The organism is Rugamonas rivuli (assembly GCF_009380165.1).
Classification (GTDB): Bacteria; Pseudomonadota; Gammaproteobacteria; order Burkholderiales; family Burkholderiaceae_D; genus Rugamonas; species Rugamonas rivuli.
Genome location: NZ_WHUF01000008.1, coordinates 1 through 22,482 on the forward strand (window position 1 = coordinate 1; position 22,482 = coordinate 22,482).

Here is a 22,482-nt window from a genome sequence, read left to right on the forward strand (position 1 = left end):
GTCAATGCCTGATGACCATAGCAAGTTGGTCCCACCCCTTCCCATCCCGAACAGGACCGTGAAACAACTCTGCGCCGATGATAGTGCTGCAACCAGTGTGAAAGTAGGTTATCGTCAGGCTAGTTATTAGAAAAACCCCACCAGGTGATCCTGGTGGGGTTTTTCGCATTCTGGCGTGTTTTTTTGTGGCGAAAAGAGGCATATAAGATACAAGCTAGATTTTGATCTGGGGAAACGAAAGGTGTACCATGTGTTCTTTCGCGCTTGCTTCAGACCTCAATGAAAAATAAGACAGCCCCAACCCCGCTGTACCGTGCCCTGGCGTCCGCCGGCATCGTGGCAACCATCCTTGCGATCACGCCCGCGCGGGCCGACGAGATGGCCGACGTCAGCAAGCTGGCCAAGGCCGGCAAGGTTGTCGAGGCGCTGAACAAGACCAATGAATACCTGAGCAAACACCCTGCCGATCCGCAGATGCGCTTCATGAAAGGCGTGCTGCTGACCGAGCAGAACAAGTCGGACGAGGCGATCGCCGTTTTCACCAAGCTGACCGAGGACTTTAAAGACCTGCCGGAGCCGTACAACAACCTGGCCGTGCTGTACGCGGCCAGCGGCCAGTACGACAAGGCGCGCGTGTCGCTGGAGAAGGCGATCCGCACCAATCCAAGCTATATGACGGCCTACGAGAACCTGGGCGACGTCTACGGCAAGATGGCCAGCCAGGCTTACGACAAGGCCCTGGCGCTGGGCGCGAACAATGCGCCGCCGGCCAAATCCAAGCTGACCTTGCTGCGCAACTTCTCGACCACTACCGGCGCCAAGTTTGCCGTGCCGGATAACGCCGTGCCGGCTGCTGCGCCAGCGCCGCAATTGGCTCAGGCTGCGCCACCGCGTGCCGCCGCCAATGCCGCGCCGCCGCTGATCTCGCAAATTCCTCCGGATACCGGCAAGTCGACCATGCTGCAACGCATACCGGCGCTGTCGGTCACGCCGCCGACGCCGACGCCGGCACCGGCCGTCAAAGTTGCTGCGGCACCGACGCCAGCTCCAGTACCAGCGCCTGCAGCCAAGGTTGTCGCCGCACCGGCGCCAGTGCCGGCGCCTACACCCGCAGCGAAAGTTGTCGCTGCACCGGTACCGGTTCCAACACCTGCACCAGTGGTCGCCAAGCCTGTGGCGCCGGCTCCTGCACCGGCACCGGTCATCGCCAAGGTTGAACCGCCCAAGCCCGCGCCTGCGCCAACTCCAGCGCCAGCGAAAACCGCACCGGTGGTGGTTGCCCAGGCCGAGCCTGCCAAGCCTGCCAAAGTGGAAGCGTCCAAACCGGCCAAGCCTGAACCCGAAAAAGCCGCCAAGCCGGACACCACCGAACGCGACGCCGTGCTGGCCCAGGTCCATGGCTGGGCCAAGGCCTGGACCGCGCAGAACGTCGATTCCTACCTGGGCTTTTACAGCCACGAGTTCGAGCCGCCGAAAGGTTTGTCGCGCAAGGCATGGGCTGATGAGCGCCGCGCTCGTATCGAAGGCAAGGGCCGCATCCGCGTCGAAGTGGGCGGGCCGGAAGTGCTTGTGAACGGCAACACGGCCAAAGTCACCTTCCGCCAGACCTATGAATCCGACCGTCTCACCGCAAAAAGCCGGAAGACGCTCGTGCTGGTCAAAAATGGTGGAAAATGGCAGATCAAGCAGGAGTCCTCGGGTAGCTGATGTCACACTTTAGATTTTCGAAACACTGGCGGGCAGGTGGTTTGCTGTGCGCGCTCCTTCTCGTCGGATTGGGGGGAGAGGCCAGCTATGCCGCAAAAAAGCCGTTACGGGCGCCAGTCGTCCGTAAAGCCAACCCGGAAGAGCAGCTCTCCGATATCTACAGGGAGCTGGCCCAGCACAACCTGCGCGAAGCCCAGCAAAAGGCCGATGCGCTGGTCGCGGCCTATCCCAATTTCCGCCTCGGCCACCTGGTCCGCGGCGATATCCTGCTGATGCACACCCGCGCCGTCACGGCGCTGGGCGACGCCGCGCCGCAAGGGGCGGAAGGCAAGCTGGCCGATCTGCGCCGCGAGGCCGCCGTGCGCATGCAGGCTGAGCCTGGCAGGCCGTCGCCGGCCTTGCTGCCGCGCGCGCTGCTGCAGATGCGCAAGGACCAGAAGCACGCGCTGATCGTCGACGCCAAGCACTCGCGCCTGTACCTGTACGAGAACCGCAACGACCAGATCCGCCTGCTGTCCGACTTCTACGTCAGCCAAGGCAAGCTCGGCATCAACAAGCTGAAGGAAGGCGACATGCGCACGCCGGTGGGCGTGTACTACATCATCGGCCATCTGCCCGGCGTCAAGCTGCCCGACATGTATGGCAAGGGCGCGCTGCCGCTCGATTATCCGAACGACTGGGACAAGGTGCAGGGCCGCAGCGGCTCGGGCATCTGGGTGCACGGTACGCCGCCGGAAACCTTCAGCCGTCCGCCGCTGTCGACCGACGGCTGCGTGGTGGTCAGCAACGACGACTTGAACACGCTGACGCGCACGGTGGAGATCGGCAAGACGCCCATCCTGATCGGCGATCAGGTGGAGTTCGTCAGCAAGGAGCAGATGGAGCGCGACCTGCGCGTGGCCAGTGCGCTGGTGGAGACCTGGCGCCGCGATGTCGAGAACCGCGACGAGGCCGGTTTGCGCGCGCTGTATTCGCCGCGCTTCAAATCGGCGGCCGACGAGGATGTGAGCGCGTGGCTGGACAAGAACCGTTTCCTGCCGGGTGCGAAGAAGATCAGCGTCACCGTCACCGAGCCGAGCTACTTCCGTCAGCCTAGCCAGGAGGAAGTCATCGTCAGCAATTTCACGCAGCAGATCGTGGTCGGCAAATTCCGCCACGCCGTGCGCAAGAAGCAGTACTGGGCCAAGGAAGGCAAGAACTGGAAGATCGTCGCCGAATCGAACGTCTAAACGAAGGTATAAAAGAAAAGGCCCTGCATGCAGGGCCTTTGTTCATCAGAAGTGGTAAGCCGCTTTGATTTCGAGGAAGTTGACGCCGGTGTTAGGCTTCTTGTAGCCGCCGTTCGAGAAGTGCTGGATCTTGCCGCCGATTTCCCAGTTGTTGTCGAACACGTAGCCGATGCCGATGTGATCGCCGAACTGGAAGTGGGTCGACAAACGATAGGTGTCGTTGTCGTACAGCTTGGACAGGCGGTGCACGCCGATGCCGCCTTCGTAGTACAGGCCCTTCTTGTTGTCGTTCTCAAAGCGGAACACCGGGGTGAAGCCGACGTCCCACAGGCTCGCGGACTTGCCCGAAATATTCTGGTACTGGCTCTGGTTCCAGAAACCGGCGCTGGCTTCCCAGTAGCCGCTCAAGTGGGTGCCGTTCGATTGGAACCAGCGCGCATTCCAATCCTTGGCGGCGCTGAAACGCACCATTTGTACCTTGGCGGCATTGCCGTAGTCGATCGCCACGGAGTCGACCAGCTTGTCGTCGGCATATGCACCCTGCATGGCCATCAGTGCGGCCACAGCCGCCATCATTTTTTTCGCGAACATAGTATCCTTGCTAATGTTAATGCTGTATCTCAGTTGTATACGGCTGTCCTGATTGTACCGGGGTTCTGGAAAATATTCCGGCGGGGCTGCCATTTTGACTACCTCAGGAGTTGGAATTGTCTACGCAAATTGCCTTTCTCGGTATTGGCTTGATGGGAGATCCGATGGTGCGCCGCCTGCTGGCGGCCGGCCATGCGGTGACGGTATGGAACCGCACCTATGCCAAGGCCGCCGCGCTGGCCGATGCCGGCGCCCGCGCGGCCGCTGAATTGACCGAGGCGGTCCGCAATGCCGACATCGTGATCTCGATGCTGGAGGCTGGCCCTGTTGTCGGCGCGGTGATGCAGGACGCCTTGCCGGCGCTGGCGCCGCGCGCGCTGTGGGTGGACATGAGTTCGACCCGCCAATCGGAAGCCCAGGAATTCCACGCGCTGCTGACGGCGCAGGGCCGGCGTTTTGTCGATGCGCCGGTGTCGGGCGGCGTCGGCGGCGCGGCGGCGGGCACGCTGGCCATCATGGCGGGCGGCAGCGCGGAAGACTTCGCCGAGCTGCAGCCGGTGCTGGCGGCCATGGGCCGGCCGACGCTGGTGGGCCCGGCCGGCAGCGGCCAGGTGGCCAAGCTGTGCAATCAGCTGATCGTCGGTGCCACCATCAACATCGTGGCCGAAGCCTTGCTGCTGGCGCAGGCTGCCGGCGCCGATCCGGCGGCGATGCGCGCGGCCATACGCGGCGGCTTCGCCGAAAGCAAAATCCTCGATGTGCACGGCCAGCGCATGCTGGAGCGGAATTTCGTCGCCGGTGGGCAGGTGAAGACGCAGCTGAAAGATCAGCGCAATATCCTGGCGGCGGCGGAAGCGGCGGGCGTCGCCTTGCCGGTGACGCAGCTGGTCACGGAGCGCTACCAGGCGCTGGCGGAAACCATCCCGCAGGCCGACCATTCGGCGGCCCTGCTGGGACTGGAGGCTTTGAATCCGGGCCAGCGCGTCGGCACCGCCCCGGACCGGTTGGCTTAAGCAGCGGGCAGCGCCTGCTCGGCCAGGCGCACCCAGAAGCTGGCGCCGATCGGCAGCAGGTTGTCGTTGAAGTCGTAGCTGCCGTTGTGCAGCACGCATGGGCCGAGGCCGTGGCCGCCGTCGCGGTGCTCGCCCTCGCCGTTGCCGATGAAGACGTAGCAGCCCGGCTTGGCTTGCAGGAAGAACGCGAAGTCTTCCGCGCCCATGGTCGGCTCGACGTTGTCGTCGACATTGTCCGCACCCACCACCGACTTCATCACCTCCACCGCGAACTTGGTTTCGGCCGCGTGGTTGACCAGCGGCGGATAGTTGCGGCGGAACTTGAACTCCACTTCGGCGCCGAAGGCCGCCGCCGTGTGCTTGGCGATTTCTTCCATGCGCTGCTCGATCATGTCCAGCACCGGCTGGGTGAAGGTGCGCACCGTGCCGACCAGTTCGGCCTCGTCGGGGATCACGTTGGTGGCGCTGCCGGCATGGATCTGGGTGATCGACAGCACGGCCGTATCCAGCGGGCTCTTCTGGCGGCTGATGATGGTCTGCCAGCTCTGCGCGATCTGCACTGCCACCATCACCGGGTCGATACCCTTGTGCGGCTGGGCCGCATGCGCGCCCTTGCCTTTGACGGTGACGTAGAACTCGTTACTGGAGGCCATCATCGGTCCTTCGACCACGCTCATCGTGCCGGTCGGAGCGCCCGGCCAGTTGTGCATGCCGTAGATCGCATCCATCGGGCATTGCTCGAACAGGCCGTCCTCGATCATGCGGCGCGCACCGGCGCCACCTTCTTCGGCCGGCTGGAAAATGAGGTAAACCGTTCCATCGAAATTGCGGTGCGCGGCCAGATGCTTGGCCGCGCCCAGCAGCATGGCGGTGTGGCCGTCGTGGCCGCAGGCGTGCATCTTGCCGGGATGGCGCGAGGCGTGCGCGAAGGTGTTCACTTCCTGCATCGGCAGCGCGTCCATGTCGGCGCGCAGGCCGATGGCGCGCTTGGAATGGCCGCTCTTGATGATGCCGACCACGCCGGTCAGGCCCAGGCCGCGTATTACGGGGATGCCCCATTCGGCCAGCTTGTCGGCGACGACTTCGGAGGTGCGTTTTTCTTCGTAGCACAGCTCGGGATGGGCGTGCAGGTCACGCCGGATTTGCTGTATTTCAGATTGAAATGCAATGATGGGATCTACTAGTTTCATCTGCTTCTCCAATATCGGGTTCGCTTGCCTTTTGGGCATCGAGATCAGCCATTGTAGCCCTTGTCGTGCAAACAAATCCAGCGCCGGCGGTATCGTCCCGGTATCGATTACCATACTGCTTTGCATCCACGTTTTTTAGGCGTTTGACATGACAACGACACAAGTCCGCGCGACCTGCCCGCATGATTGCCCCGACACCTGCGCGCTGCTGGTGACGGTGGAGGATGGCGTGGCGACCGCCGTCAAGGGCGACCCCGACCATCCGACCACCGTCGGCGTGCTGTGCACCAAAGTGGCGCGCTACACCGAGCGCACCTACCATGAGGACCGCCTGCTGCATCCGCTGCGCCGCGTCGGCAAAAAGGGCGAGGGCAAGTTCGAGCGCATCAGCTGGGACGAGGCGCTGGACACCATCGCAAGCAAGCTCACAGCCATTGCGGCGCGCGCGCCGGAAGCCATCCTGCCGTACAGCTACTGCGGCACGATGGGGCTGGTGCAGGGCGAGTCGATGTCGTCGCGCTTCTTCAACCAGATCGGCGCTTCGCTGCTGGACCGCACCATCTGCGCGACGGCCGGCTTTACCGGCTACAAGTACACGATAGGCGGCTCGATCGGCATCGACATGGAGCAGTTCCAGAACGCCAAGCTGATCATCATCTGGGGCGGCAATCCCATCGCCTCCAACCTGCATTTCTGGACGCGCGCGCAGGAAGCCAAGCGCAACGGCGCCAAGCTGATCGCCATCGATCCCTACCGCTCGCTGACGGCCGAGAAGTGCCACCAGCACATCGCGCTGCTGCCAGGCACCGACGCCGCGCTGGCGCTGGGTCTGATGCATGTGCTGATCGCCGAAGATTTGCTGGACCACGACTACATCGCGCAGTACACGCTGGGCTACGAACAATTGAAACAACGCGCAGCCGAGTGGACGCCGGAGCGCACCGCCGAAACCTGCGGCATCAGCGTGGCCGAGGTGGTCGAGCTGGCGCGCTTGTACGGCTCGATGGCGCGTGCTGGCGAACCGGTGGCGATCCGCACCAACTACGGCGTGCAGCGCGTGCGCGGCGGCGGCATGTCGGTGCGTAACATGGCTTGCCTGCCGGCGCTGGTGGGCGCTTGGCGCCATCCGGCCGGCGGCATCCAGCTGTCGTCCGGCGGTTCGTTCCCGACCAACAAGGCGGCGCTGCAACGGCCGGACCTGCTGAAGAACCAGCCGCGCACCATCAACATGACCACCATCGGCGACGACCTGCTGCGCGCCAGCTCGCCGGAGTTCGGGCCGGAGGTGGAAGCGGTGATCGTCTACAACGCCAACCCGTTGGCGATCGCGCCGGATTCTGCCAAGGTGATGGCCGGCTTCGCGCGCGAGGATTTGTTCACCGTGGTGCTGGAACACTTCCAGACCGACACCGTGGACTACGCCGACATCGTGCTGCCGGCCACCACGCAGCTGGAGCACATCGACACCCACACGTCTTACGGCCACCTGTACATGATGGCCAACAACGCCGCCATCGCGCCGATGGGCGAGGCCAAGGCCAACACCGAGATCTTCCGCCTGCTGGCAGCGCGCATGGGCTTTGACGATCCGTGCTTCCAGGACAGCGACGACCAGCTGGCGGCGATGGCCTTCGATGCGCAGGACGTCCGCGCCGTCAACTTCGATTGGGAATCGCTGAAGCAGAAGGGCTGGCAAAAACTCAATGTGCCGGATGCACCGTTCGCGCAGGGCGGCTTCCCCACGCCGTCCGGCAAGTGCGAGTTTTATTCCGCCGCGATGGAGGCCGACGGCCTCGATCCGCTGCCCACGTATCTGCCGCCGTACGAATCGGTGGCCAGCAATCCGGAACTGGCTAAACGGTTTCCGCTGGCGATGATTTCTCCGCCTGCGCGCAACTTCCTCAACTCCAGCTTCGTCAACGTGAAAAGCCTGCGTTCGGCGGAGGGCGAGCCGCACCTGGACATCCATCCTGCCGACAGCGCCGCGCGCGGCATCGTCGACGGCGACATGGTCCGCATCTTCAATGACCGCGGCACTTTCATCGCCAAGGCGAGGGTCACGGACAAGGCGCGGGCGGGCCTCGTTGTAGGCTTGTCAGTATGGTGGAAAAAGCTAGGCAGGGATGGCAAGAACGCCAATGAGGTTACCAGCCAACAGTTGACTGATATGGGCCGCGCGCCAACTTTTTACGATACACTGGTACAAGTCGAAAGAGTCGCTGCTTGAAGGTAATGTATGCGCAACCTAGCCCGCCGAATCGTCCGCGCCAGATACTGGTTGGCGGCGGGCTGCGCAGCACTTCTGCTGGCCGGTTGCGCTCAACTCAAGTACTACATGCAGGCCGCCCAGGGCCAGTATGCGCTGTGGTCGGACGCCCGTCCGATTGAAGACTGGCTGGGCGATCCCAGCACCGATCCCCAGCTCAAGGCCCGCCTGGAAAAAGCGTTGTTAATACGCCGCTTCGCCGTCAAGGAACTGGGCTTGCCCGACAACGCCAGCTACAAAAATTATGCCGCGCTGACGCGTCCCTTCGTGCTGTGGAATGTGGTGGCGACGCCGGAGCTGTCGCTGCGTCCCATCCAGTGGTGCTTCCCGATCGCCGGCTGCGTCAGCTATCGCGGCTACTACAGCAAGGAAGACGCGATGGCCTACGCCGACGAGCTGCGCAAGGAGCGCAACGATGTGCAGGTGGGCGGCGTGCCAGCCTACTCGACGCTGGGCTGGTTCAGCGATCCGCTGCTGTCGACCTTCATCAACTATTCCGATGCCGAGCTGGCGCGCATGGTGTTCCACGAACTGGCGCACCAGGTGGTGTACGTGCCGGGCGATTCCCAATTCAACGAAGGCTTCGCGACGGCGGTGGAGGAGGCCGGCGTGGCGCGCTGGCTGGAACTGTACGGCACCGATCCGATGCGCGAGGCCTACACCCGCTACAACGCGCGCCGTCAGGATTTCCTCGAACTGCTGGTGAGCCACCGCAAGATGCTGGCCGACACCTACGCCGCCAAAACCAGCACCCGCCACAAGCGGGCGGAGAAGGCGCGCATCTTCGCCCACCTGAAAACCGAGTACCAGAAGCTCAAGGACAGCTGGGGCGGCTACGCCGGCTACGACCGCTGGTTTGCCGAGCCGCTGACCAACGCCCACCTCAGCGCTGTGGGAACTTACCACGATTATTTGCCCGCCTTCCGTTCCTTGCTGAAGCAGGAACGAACGTTCGTGCGATTTTATGGTGCAGTGCAAAATTTAGCTTCTCTTGATCTAGTTCAACGTCAGCAGCAGCTGCAGCAACTGGGCCGCCCCGTAATGCTCAATGCAGAGACCAGCAAGCAGGCGGACGCGCCGCCGGAAGGCCTGCATTGATGCTGCAGCGCAGCATAAAAAGCGGTTAGAAGCCGCCTTCAAATATGGTTAAATGCGCTTGCGTCTGAGCTTGCTGCCCGATAGCATCGTCATAAGTAGGCTCCGGAAGTTCGCATAGACGAATCACCGACCCTGAACCGGCACTGTGCGCCGGACCTTACAACGATAATTCGAGACACGAGGCACAGGATGGAAAAAATCTGGTTGAAGTCGTACCCGCCCGGCATGCTGACGGACATCGACACGGAGCAGTACCGCTCCCTGGTGCAGCTGCTGGAAGAATCCTTCCACAAGTTCGCAGACCGCAACGCCTACGTCTGCATGGACAAATTCCTCACCTATGCCGAAGTCGACGCGTATTCCAAGCGCCTGGGCGCCTGGCTGCAAAGCCGCGGGATGAAGAAGGGCGCGCGGGTCGCCGTCATGATGCCGAATGTGCTGCAGTATCCGATCGCCATCGCCGCGATCCTGCGCGCCGGCTACACGGTGGTCAACATCAACCCGCTGTACACGCCGCGCGAACTGGAACACCAGCTCAACGATTCGGGCAGCGAAGCCATCCTGATCCTGGAAAATTTTGCGACCACGCTGGAACAGGTGCTGGGCCGCACGCAGGTCAAGCACATCGTGGTGGCCAGCATGGGCGAGATGCTCGGCGGCGTTAAAGGCGCGCTGGTCAACTTCGTGGTGCGCAACGTCAAGAAGATGGTGCCGCCGTTCTCGCTGCCGAACGCGGTGCGCTTCAAGGATGCGCTGTCGCAGGGCGGCCGCATGAAGCTGACGCCGGTATCGCTGGAGCCTACCGATGCGGCCTTCCTGCAGTACACGGGCGGCACCACCGGCGTGTCCAAGGGCGCCACGCTGACGCACCGCAACCTGGTGGCCAACCTGTTGCAGAACGAGGCCTGGTCCAAGCCGGCGCTGGGCAATGTGACCGAGCAGATCACCATCGTCTGCGCGCTGCCGCTGTACCACATCTTCGCGCTGACTTGCTGCGCGATGTGGGGCACGCGGGTGGGAGCGCTGAACATCCTGATCCCGAATCCGCGCGACATCGGCGGCTTCATCAAGGAGCTGAGCAAGTACAAGTTCAACATGCTGCCGGCGGTGAACACGCTGTACAACGCGCTGTTGAATCATCCGTCGTTCGGCAACCTGGATTTCTCGGCGCTGAAGATTTGCAACGGCGGCGGCATGGCGGTGCAGCAGGCCGTCAACGATAAATGGCTGAAGGTGACGGGCGTATCCATCATCGAAGGCTACGGCCTGTCCGAAACGTCGCCGGTGGCTACCTGCAACCGCGCCGACAGCCAGGCCTTCACCGGCACCATCGGTTTGCCGGTGCCGTCGACCGACATCGCTATCCTCGATGACGACGGCAATGAAGTGGCGCTGGGTCAGCCGGGCGAGATCGCGATTCGCGGTCCGCAGGTGATGGCCGGCTACTGGAACCGTCCGGACGAAACCGCCAAGGTCATGACGGCCGACGGCTATTTCAAATCCGGCGACGTCGGCGTGATGGACGAGAACGGCTTCGTGAAGATCGTCGACCGCAAGAAGGACATGATCCTGGTGTCCGGCTTCAACGTCTATCCGAACGAGCTGGAAGGCGTGATCGCCGCCCACCCTGGCGTGCTGGAGTGCGCGTGCATCGGCGTGCCGGACGAGCACTCGGGCGAAGCGGTCAAGGTGTTCGTGGTGCGCAAGGATCCGAACCTGACGGTCGAGCAGTTGATGGCCTACTGCAAAGAACAATTTACCGGCTATAAAAAGCCAAAATATATCGAGTTCCGCGAGGAGCTGCCCAAAACCAACGTCGGGAAAATCCTGCGGCGCATGCTGCGCGATGAACCTCCCGGCCAGAACAAGAAAGCTGCATAAGACATGGAAAAGATTTGGCTGAAGTCCTACCCCGAAGGCGTGCCCGCTGAGATCGACAGCACGCAGTACCGTTCGGTGACGCACCTGCTGGAAGAGTCGTTCCGCAAGTATGCCGACCGCAACGCCTACGTGTGCATGGACAAGTTCCTGACCTACGGCGAGCTCGACAAGCTGTCGCTGCAAATGGGCGCCTGGCTGCAAAGCAAGGGCCTGAAGCCGGGCGCGCGCGTGGCCATCATGCTGCCGAACGTGCTGCAATATCCGGTGGCGATGGCCGCCATCCTGCGCGCCGGCTACACGGTGGTCAACGTCAATCCGCTGTACACGCCGCGCGAGTTGCAGCACCAGCTGGTGGACTCCGGTTCGGAAGCGATCATCGTGCTGGAAAACTTCGCCACGACGGTGGAGCAGGTGGTCGCGCACACCCAGGTCAAGCACGTGATCGTCGCCACCATGGGCGACATGCTGGGCACGCTGAAGGGCACGCTGGTCAACTTCGTGGTGCGCAAGGTCAAGAAGATGGTGCCGCCGTTCTCGCTGCCGACTGCCGTGTCGTTCAAGCAGGTGCTGGCAGAGGGTTCGCGCCTGGTGCTCAATCCGGTCAAGCAGGGCCATGACGATATCGCCTTCCTGCAATACACCGGCGGCACTACGGGCGTGTCCAAGGGCGCCGTGCTGCTGCACCGTAACATCATCGCCAACGTGCTGCAGAACGAAGCCTGGCTGCAGTTCAAGCCGCAGGCCGAGCAGCTGGTGTTCGTGTGCGCGCTGCCGCTGTACCACATCTACTCGCTGACCATCAGCGCCTTCATGGGCATGCGCATGGGCGGCATGAATCTGCTGGTGCCGAATCCGCGCGACATCCCCGGCTTCGTCAAGGAGCTGGCCAAGTACCGCGTGGCCGTGTTCCCTGCGGTGAACACGCTGTACAACGCGCTGCTCAACAACGCCGAGTTCGCCAAGCTGGACTTCTCGTCGTACTCGGTCTGCAACGGCGGCGGCATGGCCGTGCAACAGGCCGTGGCCGACCGCTGGCTCAAGCTGACCGGCACGCCGATCATCGAAGGCTACGGCATGTCGGAAACCTCGCCGGTGGCCACCGCCAACCGCGTGGACATCAAGGAATTCACCGGCACCATCGGCCTGCCGATTCCATCGACCGACGTCTGCATCCTGGACGACGACGGCAACGCGCTGCCGCTGGGCCAGACCGGCGAGATCGCGATCCGCGGCCCGCAGGTGATGGCCGGCTACTGGAACCGTCCGGAAGAAACCGCCAAGTCGATGACGGCCGACGGCTTCTTCAAGACCGGCGACGTCGGCATCATGAACGAGCAGGGTTTCACGCGCATCGTCGACCGCAAGAAGGACATGATCATCGTGTCCGGCTTCAACGTGTATCCGAACGAAGTGGAAGGCGTGGTGGCGTCGCATCCGGGCGTGCTGGAAGTGGCGTGCATCGGCGTGCCGGACAAGAACTCGGGCGAGGCCGTCAAGCTGTTCGTGGTGCGCAAGGATCCTAACCTGACCGCCGAGCAGCTGCTGGACTTCTGCAAGCACGAGCTGACCGCTTACAAAAAGCCGAAGTACATCGAGTTCCGTGATGAGCTGCCGAAGACCAACGTCGGCAAGATTTTGCGCCGTCAGCTGCGCGACGAAAAAGTCGCAGCGTAACAAGAAAAAATCGCCTGCTGAGACAGGCGATTTTTTTTAGCTAGTGGTGGTCGAAACGCGGCCCTTTCTTGATGCAGGCGAGCCGTTTGTCCTTCATGGCGGCGGCCAGTCGCTGGCGCACCTCATGATCGTGATCGATGTAGCCTTCGACATTGGCCTTGCGGGCACATGCGGCCCAGTGCTCGTCGTCGACATCCTGCAGCCTTTCAAACTCGGCCAGTGACAGCACAACCACGGGATCGCGGTCGGCCTGTTCCACAACTATCGTCTGTGTCAGAGCACGGTGCAAATAGCTATCGAGCTCCTGAGCTATTTCACTCTCAGTGACTTTCAACATGTAGCGCCTCCATACGTTGATGGTCTAGCCAGTATAGGCGGTGTCGGCCCCGATTCAAGCGCTATGCAGCCCAGGCTGGCCGCCGCGCACCAGGAAGCTGGCGGCCGTGCCGATGGGGCTGGCCGCATCGTGCACATCGTCCAGTGCCAGGAACAGCACGGTGGTGTCGGTCGGCGTGATGTTGAGCAGCATGAAGCCGCGCTTGTCACTGCGGCCATACTTGATGCTGTGGTTCATCGCGACATACTGCTTGGTGCGCGCCTGCGGACGTGACGGCGACGTCACCGATGTGCCGACGAACTCCGTGGCGATGACCGGGTTGGCGGCCGAACGCTCTCGCGTGGGTATCCGGTTCAGCTCGGCCGCGAAGAAGCTGTGCACGTCGCCGCCCAGTATCAGCGGATTGGCGGCCTTGCTGGTGTGCAGCGCGTCGAACAGGCGCTGGCGCGCTGCCGGGTAGCCGTCCCAGCCGTCGGTCCAGAAGCGGCCGTCGGATTCCTTGATGATAGGCAGCTGGCTGTTCTGCGCCATCAGCGTTTGCTGGGCCAGGATGTTCCAGCGCGCCTGCGATGACGCCAGTCCCTGTTCCAGCCAGCGCTGCTGCTCCGCGCCGAGCATGGTGCGGCTTGCATTGCCGAGTTCGGCGCAGTCGCGTTTGAGCACCGAGCTGGAGCCGCCGCGTCCGGCCGGCGTGCAGGCGTGGCGCGAGCGGTACTGGCGGTCGTCGAGCACGTGGAAGCGCGCCAGCCGGCCCCAGTCGTAGCGCTGGTACATGCGCAGCCGGGCGAAGTCGGCTGGCGGCAGGCGCAGCGGCATGTGTTCGTAGAAGGCTTGATACGCGGCGGCGCGGCGCTCGGCGAAGCGCGGGTCCAGCCGCTCGTCGCGGTCGCCGCCGTAGTCGTTGGCGACTTCGTGATCGTCCCAGGTCACGATCCACGGCGCAGCCAGGTGGGCGGCTTGCAGATCGCGGTCGGTCTTGTACTGGGCGTAGCGGGCGCGGTAGTCGGCCAGCGTGAAGCTCTCAGCGGTCCGTAGCGCGGTTTGCGGATGCCTGAGCTGGTACGGTCCCCACTCGTAGATGTAATCGCCCAGGAAGGCCACCAGATCGGGCGCAGCGGCCGCGATGTGGCGGTGCGCGGCGTAGCTGCCGAACTCCCAGTGCTGGCAGGAGGCCGCGGCCAGTTTCAGCTGGTCCGGCATGGTGCCGGCGGCGGGCGCGGTGCGTGTGCGCCCGGTTGGGCTGACGGCGTCGCCCAGCATGAAGCGGTACCAGTACCAGCGCGCCGGCGCCAGGCCGGTGACATCGACGTGCACGCTGTGCGCCAGCTCCGGAGCGGCGCTGGCAGCGCCCTTGGCGACGATGCGGCTGAAGCGTTCGTCCTCGGCCACTTCCCAACGAACGCTGAACGCCAGCGGCGGCGTGGCTGCGGCGTTCAGCGGATCGTGCAGGATGCGGGTCCAGATGACGACGGCGTCCGGCAGCGGCGAGCCGGAGGCGACGCCGAGGCTGAACGGATAGGCATTGCTGGCGCTGGAAGGCGCGGCCTGGATGCCGCCGGCGCCGCACGAGGCGGCCAGCGCAGCGAGGCGGCCGGCTGTATGGAGAAAGGCGCGGCGGGGCTGTTGCATGCCGCTGCGGATCAGGAACGGATCAGCGTTTCGATAGGCGGCACCTTGCGCGGCTTGCGGTCCGAATCGGTGGCGACGTAGGTCAGCGTGGCTTCGGTGACTTTGACGGTGCAGGCTTGCAGGCGATTGCGTTCAGCGTACACCTCGACGTTGACGGTAATGGACGTATTGCCAACCTTGACAATATCAGCATAAAACGACAGCAGGTCGCCGACGAACACGGGGTTCTTGAACACGAAGGAGTTCACCGAGATGGTCGCGACGCGGCCGTTGGCGCGGCGCGTGGCCGGCAGCGAGCCGGCGATGTCGACCTGCGCCATGATCCAGCCGCCGAATACGTCCCCGTAGACATTGGCGTCCGAGGGCGCCGGCATCATGCGCAATTCCGGCATTTTCCCTGCGGGCAGGCCACGGTTGACGGTTTCGACTTTGATGGGAGTGGGGTTTTGGGACGTGGTCATCGTGAATTCTCTTGAAGGGCTACAATTACCGGGATTGAACCATAAAAAGCCGACATCCGCCATGCGACGTACTACGTACTCCCCGAACACTCCGCCAGCCAACGCCAGCAATGCCGCGCCCCCGCGCAGCGACACGGCGACGCTGAAAACACTCTTCCCTTATCTGTGGGTCTACAAATGGCGCGTGCTGCTGGCGCTGGGCTGCCTGGTCGGCGCCAAGCTGGCCAACGTCGGCGTGCCGGTGGTGATGAAAAGCCTGATCGACAGCTTGAGCGTCTCGCCCTCGCATCCGCAGGCGCTGCTGGTGCTGCCGCTGGGCGCGCTGGTGGCCTACGGCGTGCTGCGCGTATCGACCACGCTGTTCACCGAGCTGCGCGAGTTCCTGTTCGCGCGCGTGACGCAGCGCGCCGTGCGCACCATCGCGTTGCAGGTGTTCCGCCACCTGCACGCGCTGTCGCTGCGCTTCCACCTGAACCGCCAGACCGGCGGCATGACGCGCGATATCGAACGCGGCACGCGTGCCGTCGGTTCGCTGATCTCCTACACGCTGTTCAACATCCTGCCGACGCTGGTGGAGATCACGCTGGTGCTGGGCTACTTGGTCACGCACTACGACATCTGGTTCTCGGTGATTACCTTTGTCGCGCTGGTGACGTACATCTCGTTCACCATCTTCATCACCGACTGGCGCACGCACTTCCGCCGCACCATGAACGACCTCGATTCCAAGGCCAACACCAAGGCCATCGATTCGCTGATCAACTACGAGACCGTGAAGTACTTCGGCAACGAGGACTACGAGGCCAAGCGCTATGACGAAGGCTTGCAGCGCTACGAATCGGCCGCCGTCAAATCGCAGACATCGCTGTCGCTGCTGAACACCGGGCAGTCGCTGATCATCGCTACCGCCGTCACGCTGATCCTGTGGCGCGCGACGCAGGGCGTCATCGACGGCAAGATGACCTTGGGCGACCTGGTGCTGGTGAACGCCTTCATGATCCAGCTGTACATCCCGCTGAACTTCCTCGGCGTGATCTACCGCGAGATCAAGCAAAGCCTGGCGGATATGGAGAAGCTGTTCGCGCTGCTGGACCAGAACCGCGAAGTGGCCGACGCGCCGGACGCACAGCCGCTGGCAACACGCGGTGCCGAGGTGCGCTTCAACCATGTGGACTTCAGCTACGAATCCAAGCGCCAGATCCTGTTCGACGTCGACTTCACCATCGCGCCGGGTACGACGACGGCGGTGGTCGGCCACAGCGGCTCGGGCAAGTCGACCTTATCGCGTCTGCTGTTCCGCTTCTACGAGGTCAACGCCGGCAGCATCACCATCGACGGCCAGGATCTGCGCGCCGTCACGCAGGACACGCTGCGCCACGCGATCGGCATCGTGCCGCAGGATACGGTGCTGTTCAACGACACCATCGAATACAACATCGCCTACGGCAAGCCCGGCGCGACCAAGGAGCAGATCGTGGCGGCGGCGCGCGCAGCGTCGATCCACGACTTCATCGACAGCCTGCCGGACGGTTACGCGACGATGGTCGGCGAGCGCGGTCTCAAGCTCTCCGGCGGCGAGAAGCAGCGCGTGGCGATCGCCCGCACGCTGCTGAAGAATCCCGCCATCCTGATCTTCGACGAAGCCACGTCCGCGCTGGACTCCAAGGCCGAGCAGGCGATCCAGGCGCAGTTGAAGGAAATCGCCAAGAGCCGCACGACGATGGTGATCGCGCACCGCCTGTCCACGGTAGCTGATGCGCAGCAGATCCTGGTGCTGGACCACGGTCGCATCGTCGAACGTGGCACGCACCAGTCGCTGCTGGCGGCGGATGGCTTGTACGCGCAGATGTGGCAGCGGCAGCAGGCCAAGGCCGATGAAGAGTTGGCGTCGTCGCCCGACGACGTTGTGGATGCAGTCTAAATAAGGAAGCGACTATGAAGTCTCGTTTTGCGCTGGGTGCAGCAACTGTCTTGATGGCTTGTGTTCAGAATGCGTATGCCGACCCAACGGAACAGCAGTTCCGCGCCCTGTACAAGGAGCTGGTCGAAACCAACACCACGCTGTCGTCGGGCAGCTGCACGCTGGCGGCCGAGCGGGTTGCCGCGCGCCTGAAGACGGCGGGCTTCGCCGACTCGGAGCTGCACCTGTTCGCCGATCCTGCGCATCCGAAGGAGGGCGGGCTGGTGGCCGTCATGCCGGGCAGCGATCCGAAGGCGAAAGCCATACTGCTGCTGGCGCATATCGACGTGGTGGAAGCCAAGCGCGAGGACTGGGTGCGCGATCCGTTCACGCTGATCGAGGAAGACGGCAAGTTCTTCGCGCGCGGCGCGGTGGACGACAAGGCGCAGGCGGCCATCTGGGCGGACACGCTGGTGCGCTTCAAGCAGGAAGGCTATGTGCCGCGCCACACGCTGAAGATGGCGCTGACCTGCGGCGAGGAGACTGGCGGCGCCTTCAACGGCGCGGAGTGGCTGACCAAGAACCGTCGTGAACTGATCGACGCCGGTTTCGCCATCAACGAAGGCGCGGGCGGCGAGCTTGATGCGGCGGGCAAGCGCGTGTCGATGACGGTGCAGGCAGGCGAGAAGGTGTCGCAGAACTACCGGCTGGAAGTGACCAATCGCGGCGGCCACAGTTCGCGTCCGCAGAAGGACAACGCGATCTACCACCTGGCCGGCGCGCTGAAGAAGATCGAAGGCTATACCTTCCCGATTCAGCTGGCCGACGGCAGCCGTGGTTACTTGACCGGCATGTCGAAGATCCAGGCGGCGGAAGGCCACAAGGACGTGGCGGCGGCGATGCTGGCGGTGGTGAAGAATCCGAAGGACGCCAAGGCGGTGGCGCTGGTCTCCGGCCGCGACACCAGTTGGGGCGCGATGCTGCACACGACCTGCGTGGCGACCATGCTCGACGCGGGCCATGCCACCAACGCGCTGCCGCAGCGCGCACGCGCCAACATCAACTGCCGCATCTTCCCTGGTGTGACGCAGGAGACGGTGCGTGAGGCGCTGGTGAAGGCGATCGGCGATCCTATGGTGAAGGTGGAGACGCTGGAAATCCGCGGCGAGAACTCGGCGCCGCCGGAACTGACGCGCACCATCATGGAGCCGGTTGAGAAGTTGACCGCGAAGATGTGGCCGGGCGTGCCGGTGCTGCCTATCCTGCAATCGGGCGCCACCGACGGCCAGTTCCTGAACGCGGCCGGCATTCCGACCTACGGCATCAGCGGCATCTTCCTGACGCCGGACCTGGGCAACATCCACGGCCTGAACGAATACATCGGCGTGCAGTCGCTGATGGAAGGCCGCACCTTCCTGTACGACCTGGTGAAAGTCTACGCCGGTCAGAACTAAGCCCAACGCGCCTTGTTCCGCCTGCTTGCTCTGAGGCGGCGCAAGGCGCATCATGGCCACCCAGGCTACGCTCCGATGGTATTTCCGCAGAGGGCAAACGAGGAGAAGCCAATGAAAGATGGTTTGCTGCTATTGATTACCGGCTTGCTTTGCGCGGGTGGCGCAGCTTTGTTCTTCAGGTTTTTCGGCAACGAGGCTTTCAACGTCATCATTTTAGTGACGCTGGTGTCCGTCCTTATCGACAATGTGCGATTGCGGCGCAGATTGCGCGAGATGGGCGCCAAGCCTGAGGGCAAGCGTACTTGGTTGTGACGAAAAAAAGGCCACCTCGCGGTGGCCTTTTCGTTGGTGCGCGATGTTTGGTTACGCGGCTTTGACCAACTCAACCTCACCGGGAGCGGCCAGTTCGCCCTCCCACTTGGCGACGACTGCAGTAGCCACGCCGTTGCCGATGACGTTGGTCGCGGAGCGCGCCATGTCGAGGAAGTGGTCGATGCCCAGCAACAGCAGCATGCCCGCTTCCGGAATGTTGAACTGACCCAGCGTCGCGGCGATCACCACCAGCGAGGCGCGCGGCACGCCGGCCATGCCTTTGGAGGTCAGCATCAGCACCATCATCATGGTCATCTGCTGGCCCAGCGACATCTCGATGCCGTAAGCCTGCGCGATGAACACGGTGGCGAAGGTGCAGTACATCATCGAACCGTCCAGGTTGAACGAGTAACCGATCGGCAGCACGAACGCGGCCAGACGGTTACGCACGCCGAAACGCTCCAGGCCTTCCAGGGTCTTTGGATACGCCGCTTCGCTCGACGCGGTCGAGAAAGCCAGCAGCGCCGGGCTGCGCAGTTCTTTGATCAGGCCGAAGATGCGGCCCTTCAGGAACACGAAGCCGATGAAGATCAGCAGCGCCCACAGCAAGACGATGCCGAAGTAGAACTCGGCCATGAACACGCCGTAGGTCGACAGCACGCCCAGGCCGTTTTTGGCGATCACGCCCGACACGGCCGCGAACACGGCGATCGGTGCGAACTGCATCACGTAGCCGGTAACTTTCAGCATCACGTGGGCCACGCCGTCCAGCGCGGCGACCATGACGTTGGCTTTTTCGCCAACCGCCGCAGCGGCCGAACCGAAGAACAGAGAGAAGATCACGATCTGCAGGATTTCGTTCTTGCTCATGCCTTCAACGATGGAGGAAGGCACCAGGTGCGTGACGAATTCCTTCAGCGTCAGGCCCGTCACAACCAGGTCAGACTTGGCGGTGGTGGCGGCCATGTGGCCCAGCAGCGCGTCGCCCGGACGGAACAGGTTGACCAGCACCAGGCCCAGGCTCAGCGACATCACCGAAGCGATGAAGAACCAGCCCAGCGTCTTGATGCCGATGCGGCCTACTTCGGAGGCGTCGCCCATCTTGGCGATGCCGCAGACCAGCGTGGAGAACACCAGCGGGGCGATAATCATCTTGATCAGACGCAGGAACAGCGTGGTGATCAGCGACATGTAGTCGGCGAATTCGACCGGTTTGGCCAGGTTGGTGTTGGCCAGGTAGCCGGCAAAGATGCCTAGCGCCAGTCCGACGAGGATGTAGGTGGTCAATCGGCTTTGTTTCTGCATGGTGTGCGTTTCCTGTGGTAGTGTCTCTCTGGGCCTGCGCAGAGGGCGGGGTGTCCGCCGCTGCTGTGGTTCTGCATTGGCTGCAACCGGTATTTTATGGTCCGGCTGATGAAACTATTGGCAAGTTCCGCAGTATCCTTGTGGGCAGAGGCGCTGTCAAGCGCATGTAGGGCCGCGCCCACGCGGGTTCGGGCCGGTTTTTTTATTCAGCGTACATATGATCGAAATCAACAACGTCAGTAAGTGGTATGGCCAATTTCAGGTGCTGGGCGAGTGCAGTACCCGGGTGGAGAAGGGGGATGTAATGGTGATTTGCGGCCCCTCCGGCTCCGGCAAATCGACGCTGATCAAGACGGTCAACGGCCTGGAGCCATTCCAAGAGGGGCAAATCAGGGTCGACGGCATCTCCGTCGGCGCCAAAAACACCGATTTACCGGCGCTGCGGGCCCGGATCGGCATGGTTTTCCAGAATTTCGAGCTGTTTCCCCACTTATCCATCCGCGACAACCTGAACCTGGCCCAGGTCAAGGTGCTGGGCCGCAGCGTCGACGAGGCCACCGAGCGCGGCCTGCGCTACCTGGACCGGGTCGGCCTGCTGGCGCAGCAGGACAAGTTCCCCGGCCAGCTGTCCGGCGGCCAGCAGCAGCGCGTGGCCATCGCCCGGGCGTTGTCGATGGACCCGATCGCCATGTTGTTCGACGAGCCCACCTCGGCGCTGGACCCGGAAATGATCAATGAAGTGCTGGACGTGATGGTCGGCCTGGCGCAGGAGGGCATGACCATGATGGTGGTCACGCATGAAATGGGCTTCGCCCGCAAAGTGGCCAACCGCGTGGTGTTCATGGACCAGGGCCGCATCCTGGAGGATTGCAGCAAGGACGAGTTCTTCGGCGCGCCGCGCTCGGAACGGGCGCGGGATTTCCTGGCGCGCATCATCCACTAACAAATACACTTATGACAATTCTCAAACCACTCGCCGGCGCCCTGCTGGCGCTGGGACTGCTGGGCGCCGCCCACGCAGCCGATAAAATCGCCGTCGACCTGGTGCTGACCAAGGCCACGCTGATCGACGTGGCGGGCGGCAAGGCCGTCAAGGGTAAGTCCGTCGTGCTGAAGGGCGACACCATCGTCGCCGTGGTCGATGACCGCCAGCTGTCCGGCTATGCTGCCAAAAAGACCATCCGCCTCCCGGGCAAATACCTGATGCCGGGGCTGTGGGACACTCATGTGCACTTCGGCGGCGGCCCGGCCCTGATCGAAGAGAACAAGCATCTGCTGGCGCTGTACCTGGCCAACGGCATCACCGCCGTGCGCGACTGCTCGGGCGACCTGCCGGACACGGTGCTGGCCTGGCGCGGCCAGATCCAGGCCGGCCAGCTGGAAGGGCCGACCATCTTCACCTCCGGCGCCAAGCTGGAAGGCTACAAGCCGCTGTGGAAGGGCACCATCGAAGTCGGCACGCCGGAGGAGGTGAGCAAGGCGCTGGATGGCCTGCAGGCGCAGAAAGTCGATTTCGTCAAAATCACCGAGAACACGCTGAAGCCGGAGATCTACCTGGAAGCGCTGCGGCAGGCGAAGGAGCGCGGCATGCGCACCTCCGGCCACATTCCGGTGCAACTGACGCTGGCGCAGATGTTCGACGCGGGCCTGGGCACGGTGGAGCACCAATCCTACCTGCTGCGCTCCTCGACGCCGAAGGAGGCCGAGCTGACCGCGCAAGTGGCGGCCGGCACGCTGACCGGCAAGGAAGCCATGAAGCAAAGCCTGCAAACCTACGACGAAGCGGCCGCGCGCGCGTCGTTCCGCTACATGGCGGCCAAGGGCACGGCCGTGGTGCCGACGCTGTCGGTGTCGCGTGTGGTGGCTTATCTGGACCGCGACGATCACTCGCACGATCCTGCCTTGCAGTACATCGGCAAAGGCCTGCGCGCCACCTACGACTGGCGCGTGCAGCGCGCCGCGCAGGACAACGCGGAAGCGATCGCGCAGCGCAAGGCGATCTTCGAGAAGTCGGCGTCGCTGCTGCCGTTGCTGGCGCAGGAAGGCGTGAGCATCATCGCCGGCACGGATGCGGGCTTTTTGAATTCCTACGATTATCCGGGCCAGGCGCTGCATGACGAAATCGGCTTGTACGTGCAGTACGGCCTGACGCCGGTGCAGGCCTTGCAGACGGCCGTCATCAACGGCCCGCGCTTCCTTGGTCATCTGGACCGCTACGGCAGCCTGGCGGCCGGCAAGGTGGCCGACCTGCTGGTGCTGGATGCGAATCCGCTGCAGGATATCGCCGCCACCCGCAAGATCCGCACGGTGGTCAGCCGAGGCCAAGTCTACGACCGCGCGCGCCTCGACCGGATGCTGGCCGAAACCAAGGCCTGGGTCGCGGCACAGTAGTGGACTGTCGGGCCGGCGGCGCAAGAGGGTAAAATGGCGGTATT

The 22,482-nt window shown here is 63.3% G+C and carries 18 protein-coding genes and 1 rRNA gene; 13 read left to right on the plus strand and 6 right to left on the minus strand.

Annotated elements, in window-relative coordinates:
- The first annotated feature begins 7 nt into the window (after positions 1-7).
- The 3 genes from rrf (at position 8) to GEV01_RS25370 (ending at position 2,936) form a co-directional block, all read left to right on the plus strand.
- Positions 8-120 (plus strand): 5S ribosomal RNA (rrf, locus tag GEV01_RS25360).
- A gap of 159 nt (positions 121-279) precedes the next feature.
- Positions 280-1,707, plus strand: a complete 1,428-nt coding sequence (locus tag GEV01_RS25365) for a L,D-transpeptidase Cds6 family protein (protein WP_152808364.1) — start codon at positions 280-282, stop codon at positions 1,705-1,707.
- Between the two features lie 41 nt (positions 1,708-1,748).
- A complete protein-coding gene (locus GEV01_RS25370) occupies positions 1,749-2,936 on the plus strand; it encodes a L,D-transpeptidase family protein (RefSeq protein ID WP_235914583.1) in 1,188 nt (395 codons plus the stop codon).
- A 45-nt stretch (positions 2,937-2,981) separates the two neighbouring features.
- Here GEV01_RS25370 and GEV01_RS25375 read toward each other — a convergent pair whose 3' ends face one another.
- Complete coding sequence (locus GEV01_RS25375) at positions 2,982-3,527, minus strand: acyloxyacyl hydrolase (RefSeq protein WP_152808369.1); 546 nt, start codon at positions 3,525-3,527, stop codon at positions 2,982-2,984.
- Between the two features lie 116 nt (positions 3,528-3,643).
- On the opposite strand from GEV01_RS25375, the gene GEV01_RS25380 reads away from it, so the two are divergent.
- Complete coding sequence (locus GEV01_RS25380; RefSeq protein WP_268878375.1) at positions 3,644-4,540, plus strand: NAD(P)-dependent oxidoreductase; 897 nt, start codon at positions 3,644-3,646, stop codon at positions 4,538-4,540.
- Here GEV01_RS25380 and GEV01_RS25385 read toward each other — a convergent pair.
- A complete protein-coding gene (locus tag GEV01_RS25385; protein WP_152808373.1) occupies positions 4,537-5,730 on the minus strand; it encodes a M20 aminoacylase family protein in 1,194 nt (397 codons plus the stop codon). The genes GEV01_RS25380 and GEV01_RS25385 overlap by 4 nt on opposite strands.
- 148 nt (positions 5,731-5,878) lie before the next feature.
- Here GEV01_RS25385 and GEV01_RS25390 point away from each other — a divergent pair, with 148 nt between their 5' ends.
- From GEV01_RS25390 to GEV01_RS25405, 4 genes are all read left to right on the plus strand, one after another.
- A complete protein-coding gene (locus GEV01_RS25390) occupies positions 5,879-7,957 on the plus strand; it encodes a molybdopterin-containing oxidoreductase family protein (protein WP_152808375.1) in 2,079 nt (692 codons plus the stop codon).
- 9 nt (positions 7,958-7,966) lie between these two features.
- Positions 7,967-9,094 (plus strand): aminopeptidase, encoded by a 1,128-nt coding sequence (locus GEV01_RS25395; protein WP_152808377.1) that lies wholly within the window; start codon positions 7,967-7,969, stop codon positions 9,092-9,094.
- Between the two features lie 189 nt (positions 9,095-9,283).
- Positions 9,284-10,975, plus strand: coding sequence for a long-chain-fatty-acid--CoA ligase (locus GEV01_RS25400; RefSeq protein ID WP_152808379.1), 1,692 nt, complete (start codon positions 9,284-9,286; stop codon positions 10,973-10,975).
- Between the two features lie 3 nt (positions 10,976-10,978).
- Complete coding sequence (locus GEV01_RS25405) at positions 10,979-12,649, plus strand: long-chain-fatty-acid--CoA ligase (RefSeq protein ID WP_152808382.1); 1,671 nt, start codon at positions 10,979-10,981, stop codon at positions 12,647-12,649.
- Positions 12,650-12,689: 40 nt separating this feature from the next.
- Here GEV01_RS25405 and GEV01_RS25410 read toward each other — a convergent pair whose 3' ends face one another.
- From GEV01_RS25410 to GEV01_RS25420, 3 genes are read right to left on the minus strand one after another with little or no spacing between them, the layout of a single operon-like run.
- Complete coding sequence (locus GEV01_RS25410; RefSeq protein WP_152808384.1) at positions 12,690-12,986, minus strand: hypothetical protein; 297 nt, start codon at positions 12,984-12,986, stop codon at positions 12,690-12,692.
- Positions 12,987-13,040: 54 nt separating this feature from the next.
- On the minus strand, positions 13,041-14,615 hold the full coding sequence (locus tag GEV01_RS25415) for an alkaline phosphatase D family protein (RefSeq protein ID WP_152808386.1): 1,575 nt from the start codon (positions 14,613-14,615) through the stop codon (positions 13,041-13,043).
- An 11-nt stretch (positions 14,616-14,626) separates the two neighbouring features.
- Positions 14,627-15,076, minus strand: coding sequence for an acyl-CoA thioesterase (locus GEV01_RS25420; RefSeq protein ID WP_152808388.1), 450 nt, complete (start codon positions 15,074-15,076; stop codon positions 14,627-14,629).
- A 61-nt stretch (positions 15,077-15,137) separates the two neighbouring features.
- Here GEV01_RS25420 and GEV01_RS25425 point away from each other — a divergent pair, with 61 nt between their 5' ends.
- The 3 genes from GEV01_RS25425 (at position 15,138) to GEV01_RS25435 (ending at position 18,742) form a co-directional block, all read left to right on the plus strand.
- Entirely contained in the window at positions 15,138-16,997 is a 1,860-nt protein-coding gene (locus GEV01_RS25425) for an ABCB family ABC transporter ATP-binding protein/permease (RefSeq protein ID WP_152808391.1), read from the plus strand.
- Between the two features lie 14 nt (positions 16,998-17,011).
- Positions 17,012-18,430, plus strand: a complete 1,419-nt coding sequence (locus GEV01_RS25430) for a M20/M25/M40 family metallo-hydrolase (protein WP_152808393.1) — start codon at positions 17,012-17,014, stop codon at positions 18,428-18,430.
- A 111-nt stretch (positions 18,431-18,541) separates the two neighbouring features.
- Positions 18,542-18,742: a hypothetical protein gene (locus GEV01_RS25435; RefSeq protein WP_008453003.1), complete on the plus strand. Its 201-nt coding sequence runs from the start codon at positions 18,542-18,544 to the stop codon at positions 18,740-18,742.
- A gap of 51 nt (positions 18,743-18,793) precedes the next feature.
- On the opposite strand, the gene GEV01_RS25440 is transcribed toward GEV01_RS25435, so the two are convergent.
- Positions 18,794-20,047 carry a dicarboxylate/amino acid:cation symporter gene (locus tag GEV01_RS25440; RefSeq protein ID WP_152808395.1) on the minus strand — a complete coding sequence of 418 codons (1,254 nt, stop codon included), beginning with the start codon at positions 20,045-20,047 and terminating at the stop codon, positions 18,794-18,796.
- A 217-nt stretch (positions 20,048-20,264) separates the two neighbouring features.
- On the opposite strand from GEV01_RS25440, the gene GEV01_RS25445 reads away from it, so the two are divergent.
- Positions 20,265-20,990: an amino acid ABC transporter ATP-binding protein gene (locus tag GEV01_RS25445; RefSeq protein ID WP_152808397.1), complete on the plus strand. Its 726-nt coding sequence runs from the start codon at positions 20,265-20,267 to the stop codon at positions 20,988-20,990.
- An 11-nt stretch (positions 20,991-21,001) separates the two neighbouring features.
- Positions 21,002-22,438 (plus strand): amidohydrolase family protein, encoded by a 1,437-nt coding sequence (locus GEV01_RS25450; protein ID WP_152808399.1) that lies wholly within the window; start codon positions 21,002-21,004, stop codon positions 22,436-22,438.
- Positions 22,439-22,482: the final 44 nt, after the last annotated feature.

Excerpts from the sequence above, each read along its gene's own strand:
- GEV01_RS25365 (WP_152808364.1), top strand. The coding sequence starts at position 280 with ATGAAAAATAAGACAGCCCCAACCCCGCTGTACCGTGCCCTGGCGTCC.
- GEV01_RS25375 (WP_152808369.1), bottom strand. The coding sequence starts at position 3,527 with ATGTTCGCGAAAAAAATGATGGCGGCTGTGGCCGCACTGATGGCCATG.
- GEV01_RS25385 (WP_152808373.1), bottom strand. The coding sequence starts at position 5,730 with ATGAAACTAGTAGATCCCATCATTGCATTTCAATCTGAAATACAGCAA.
- GEV01_RS25390 (WP_152808375.1), top strand. The coding sequence starts at position 5,879 with ATGACAACGACACAAGTCCGCGCGACCTGCCCGCATGATTGCCCCGAC.
- GEV01_RS25395 (WP_152808377.1), top strand. The coding sequence starts at position 7,967 with ATGCGCAACCTAGCCCGCCGAATCGTCCGCGCCAGATACTGGTTGGCG.
- GEV01_RS25400 (WP_152808379.1), top strand. The coding sequence starts at position 9,284 with ATGGAAAAAATCTGGTTGAAGTCGTACCCGCCCGGCATGCTGACGGAC.
- GEV01_RS25405 (WP_152808382.1), top strand. The coding sequence starts at position 10,979 with ATGGAAAAGATTTGGCTGAAGTCCTACCCCGAAGGCGTGCCCGCTGAG.
- GEV01_RS25410 (WP_152808384.1), bottom strand. The coding sequence starts at position 12,986 with ATGTTGAAAGTCACTGAGAGTGAAATAGCTCAGGAGCTCGATAGCTAT.
- GEV01_RS25415 (WP_152808386.1), bottom strand. The coding sequence starts at position 14,615 with ATGCAACAGCCCCGCCGCGCCTTTCTCCATACAGCCGGCCGCCTCGCT.
- GEV01_RS25420 (WP_152808388.1), bottom strand. The coding sequence starts at position 15,076 with ATGACCACGTCCCAAAACCCCACTCCCATCAAAGTCGAAACCGTCAAC.
- GEV01_RS25425 (WP_152808391.1), top strand. The coding sequence starts at position 15,138 with ATGCGACGTACTACGTACTCCCCGAACACTCCGCCAGCCAACGCCAGC.
- GEV01_RS25430 (WP_152808393.1), top strand. The coding sequence starts at position 17,012 with ATGAAGTCTCGTTTTGCGCTGGGTGCAGCAACTGTCTTGATGGCTTGT.
- GEV01_RS25435 (WP_008453003.1), top strand. The coding sequence starts at position 18,542 with ATGAAAGATGGTTTGCTGCTATTGATTACCGGCTTGCTTTGCGCGGGT.
- GEV01_RS25440 (WP_152808395.1), bottom strand. The coding sequence starts at position 20,047 with ATGCAGAAACAAAGCCGATTGACCACCTACATCCTCGTCGGACTGGCG.
- GEV01_RS25445 (WP_152808397.1), top strand. The coding sequence starts at position 20,265 with ATGATCGAAATCAACAACGTCAGTAAGTGGTATGGCCAATTTCAGGTG.
- GEV01_RS25450 (WP_152808399.1), top strand. The coding sequence starts at position 21,002 with ATGACAATTCTCAAACCACTCGCCGGCGCCCTGCTGGCGCTGGGACTG.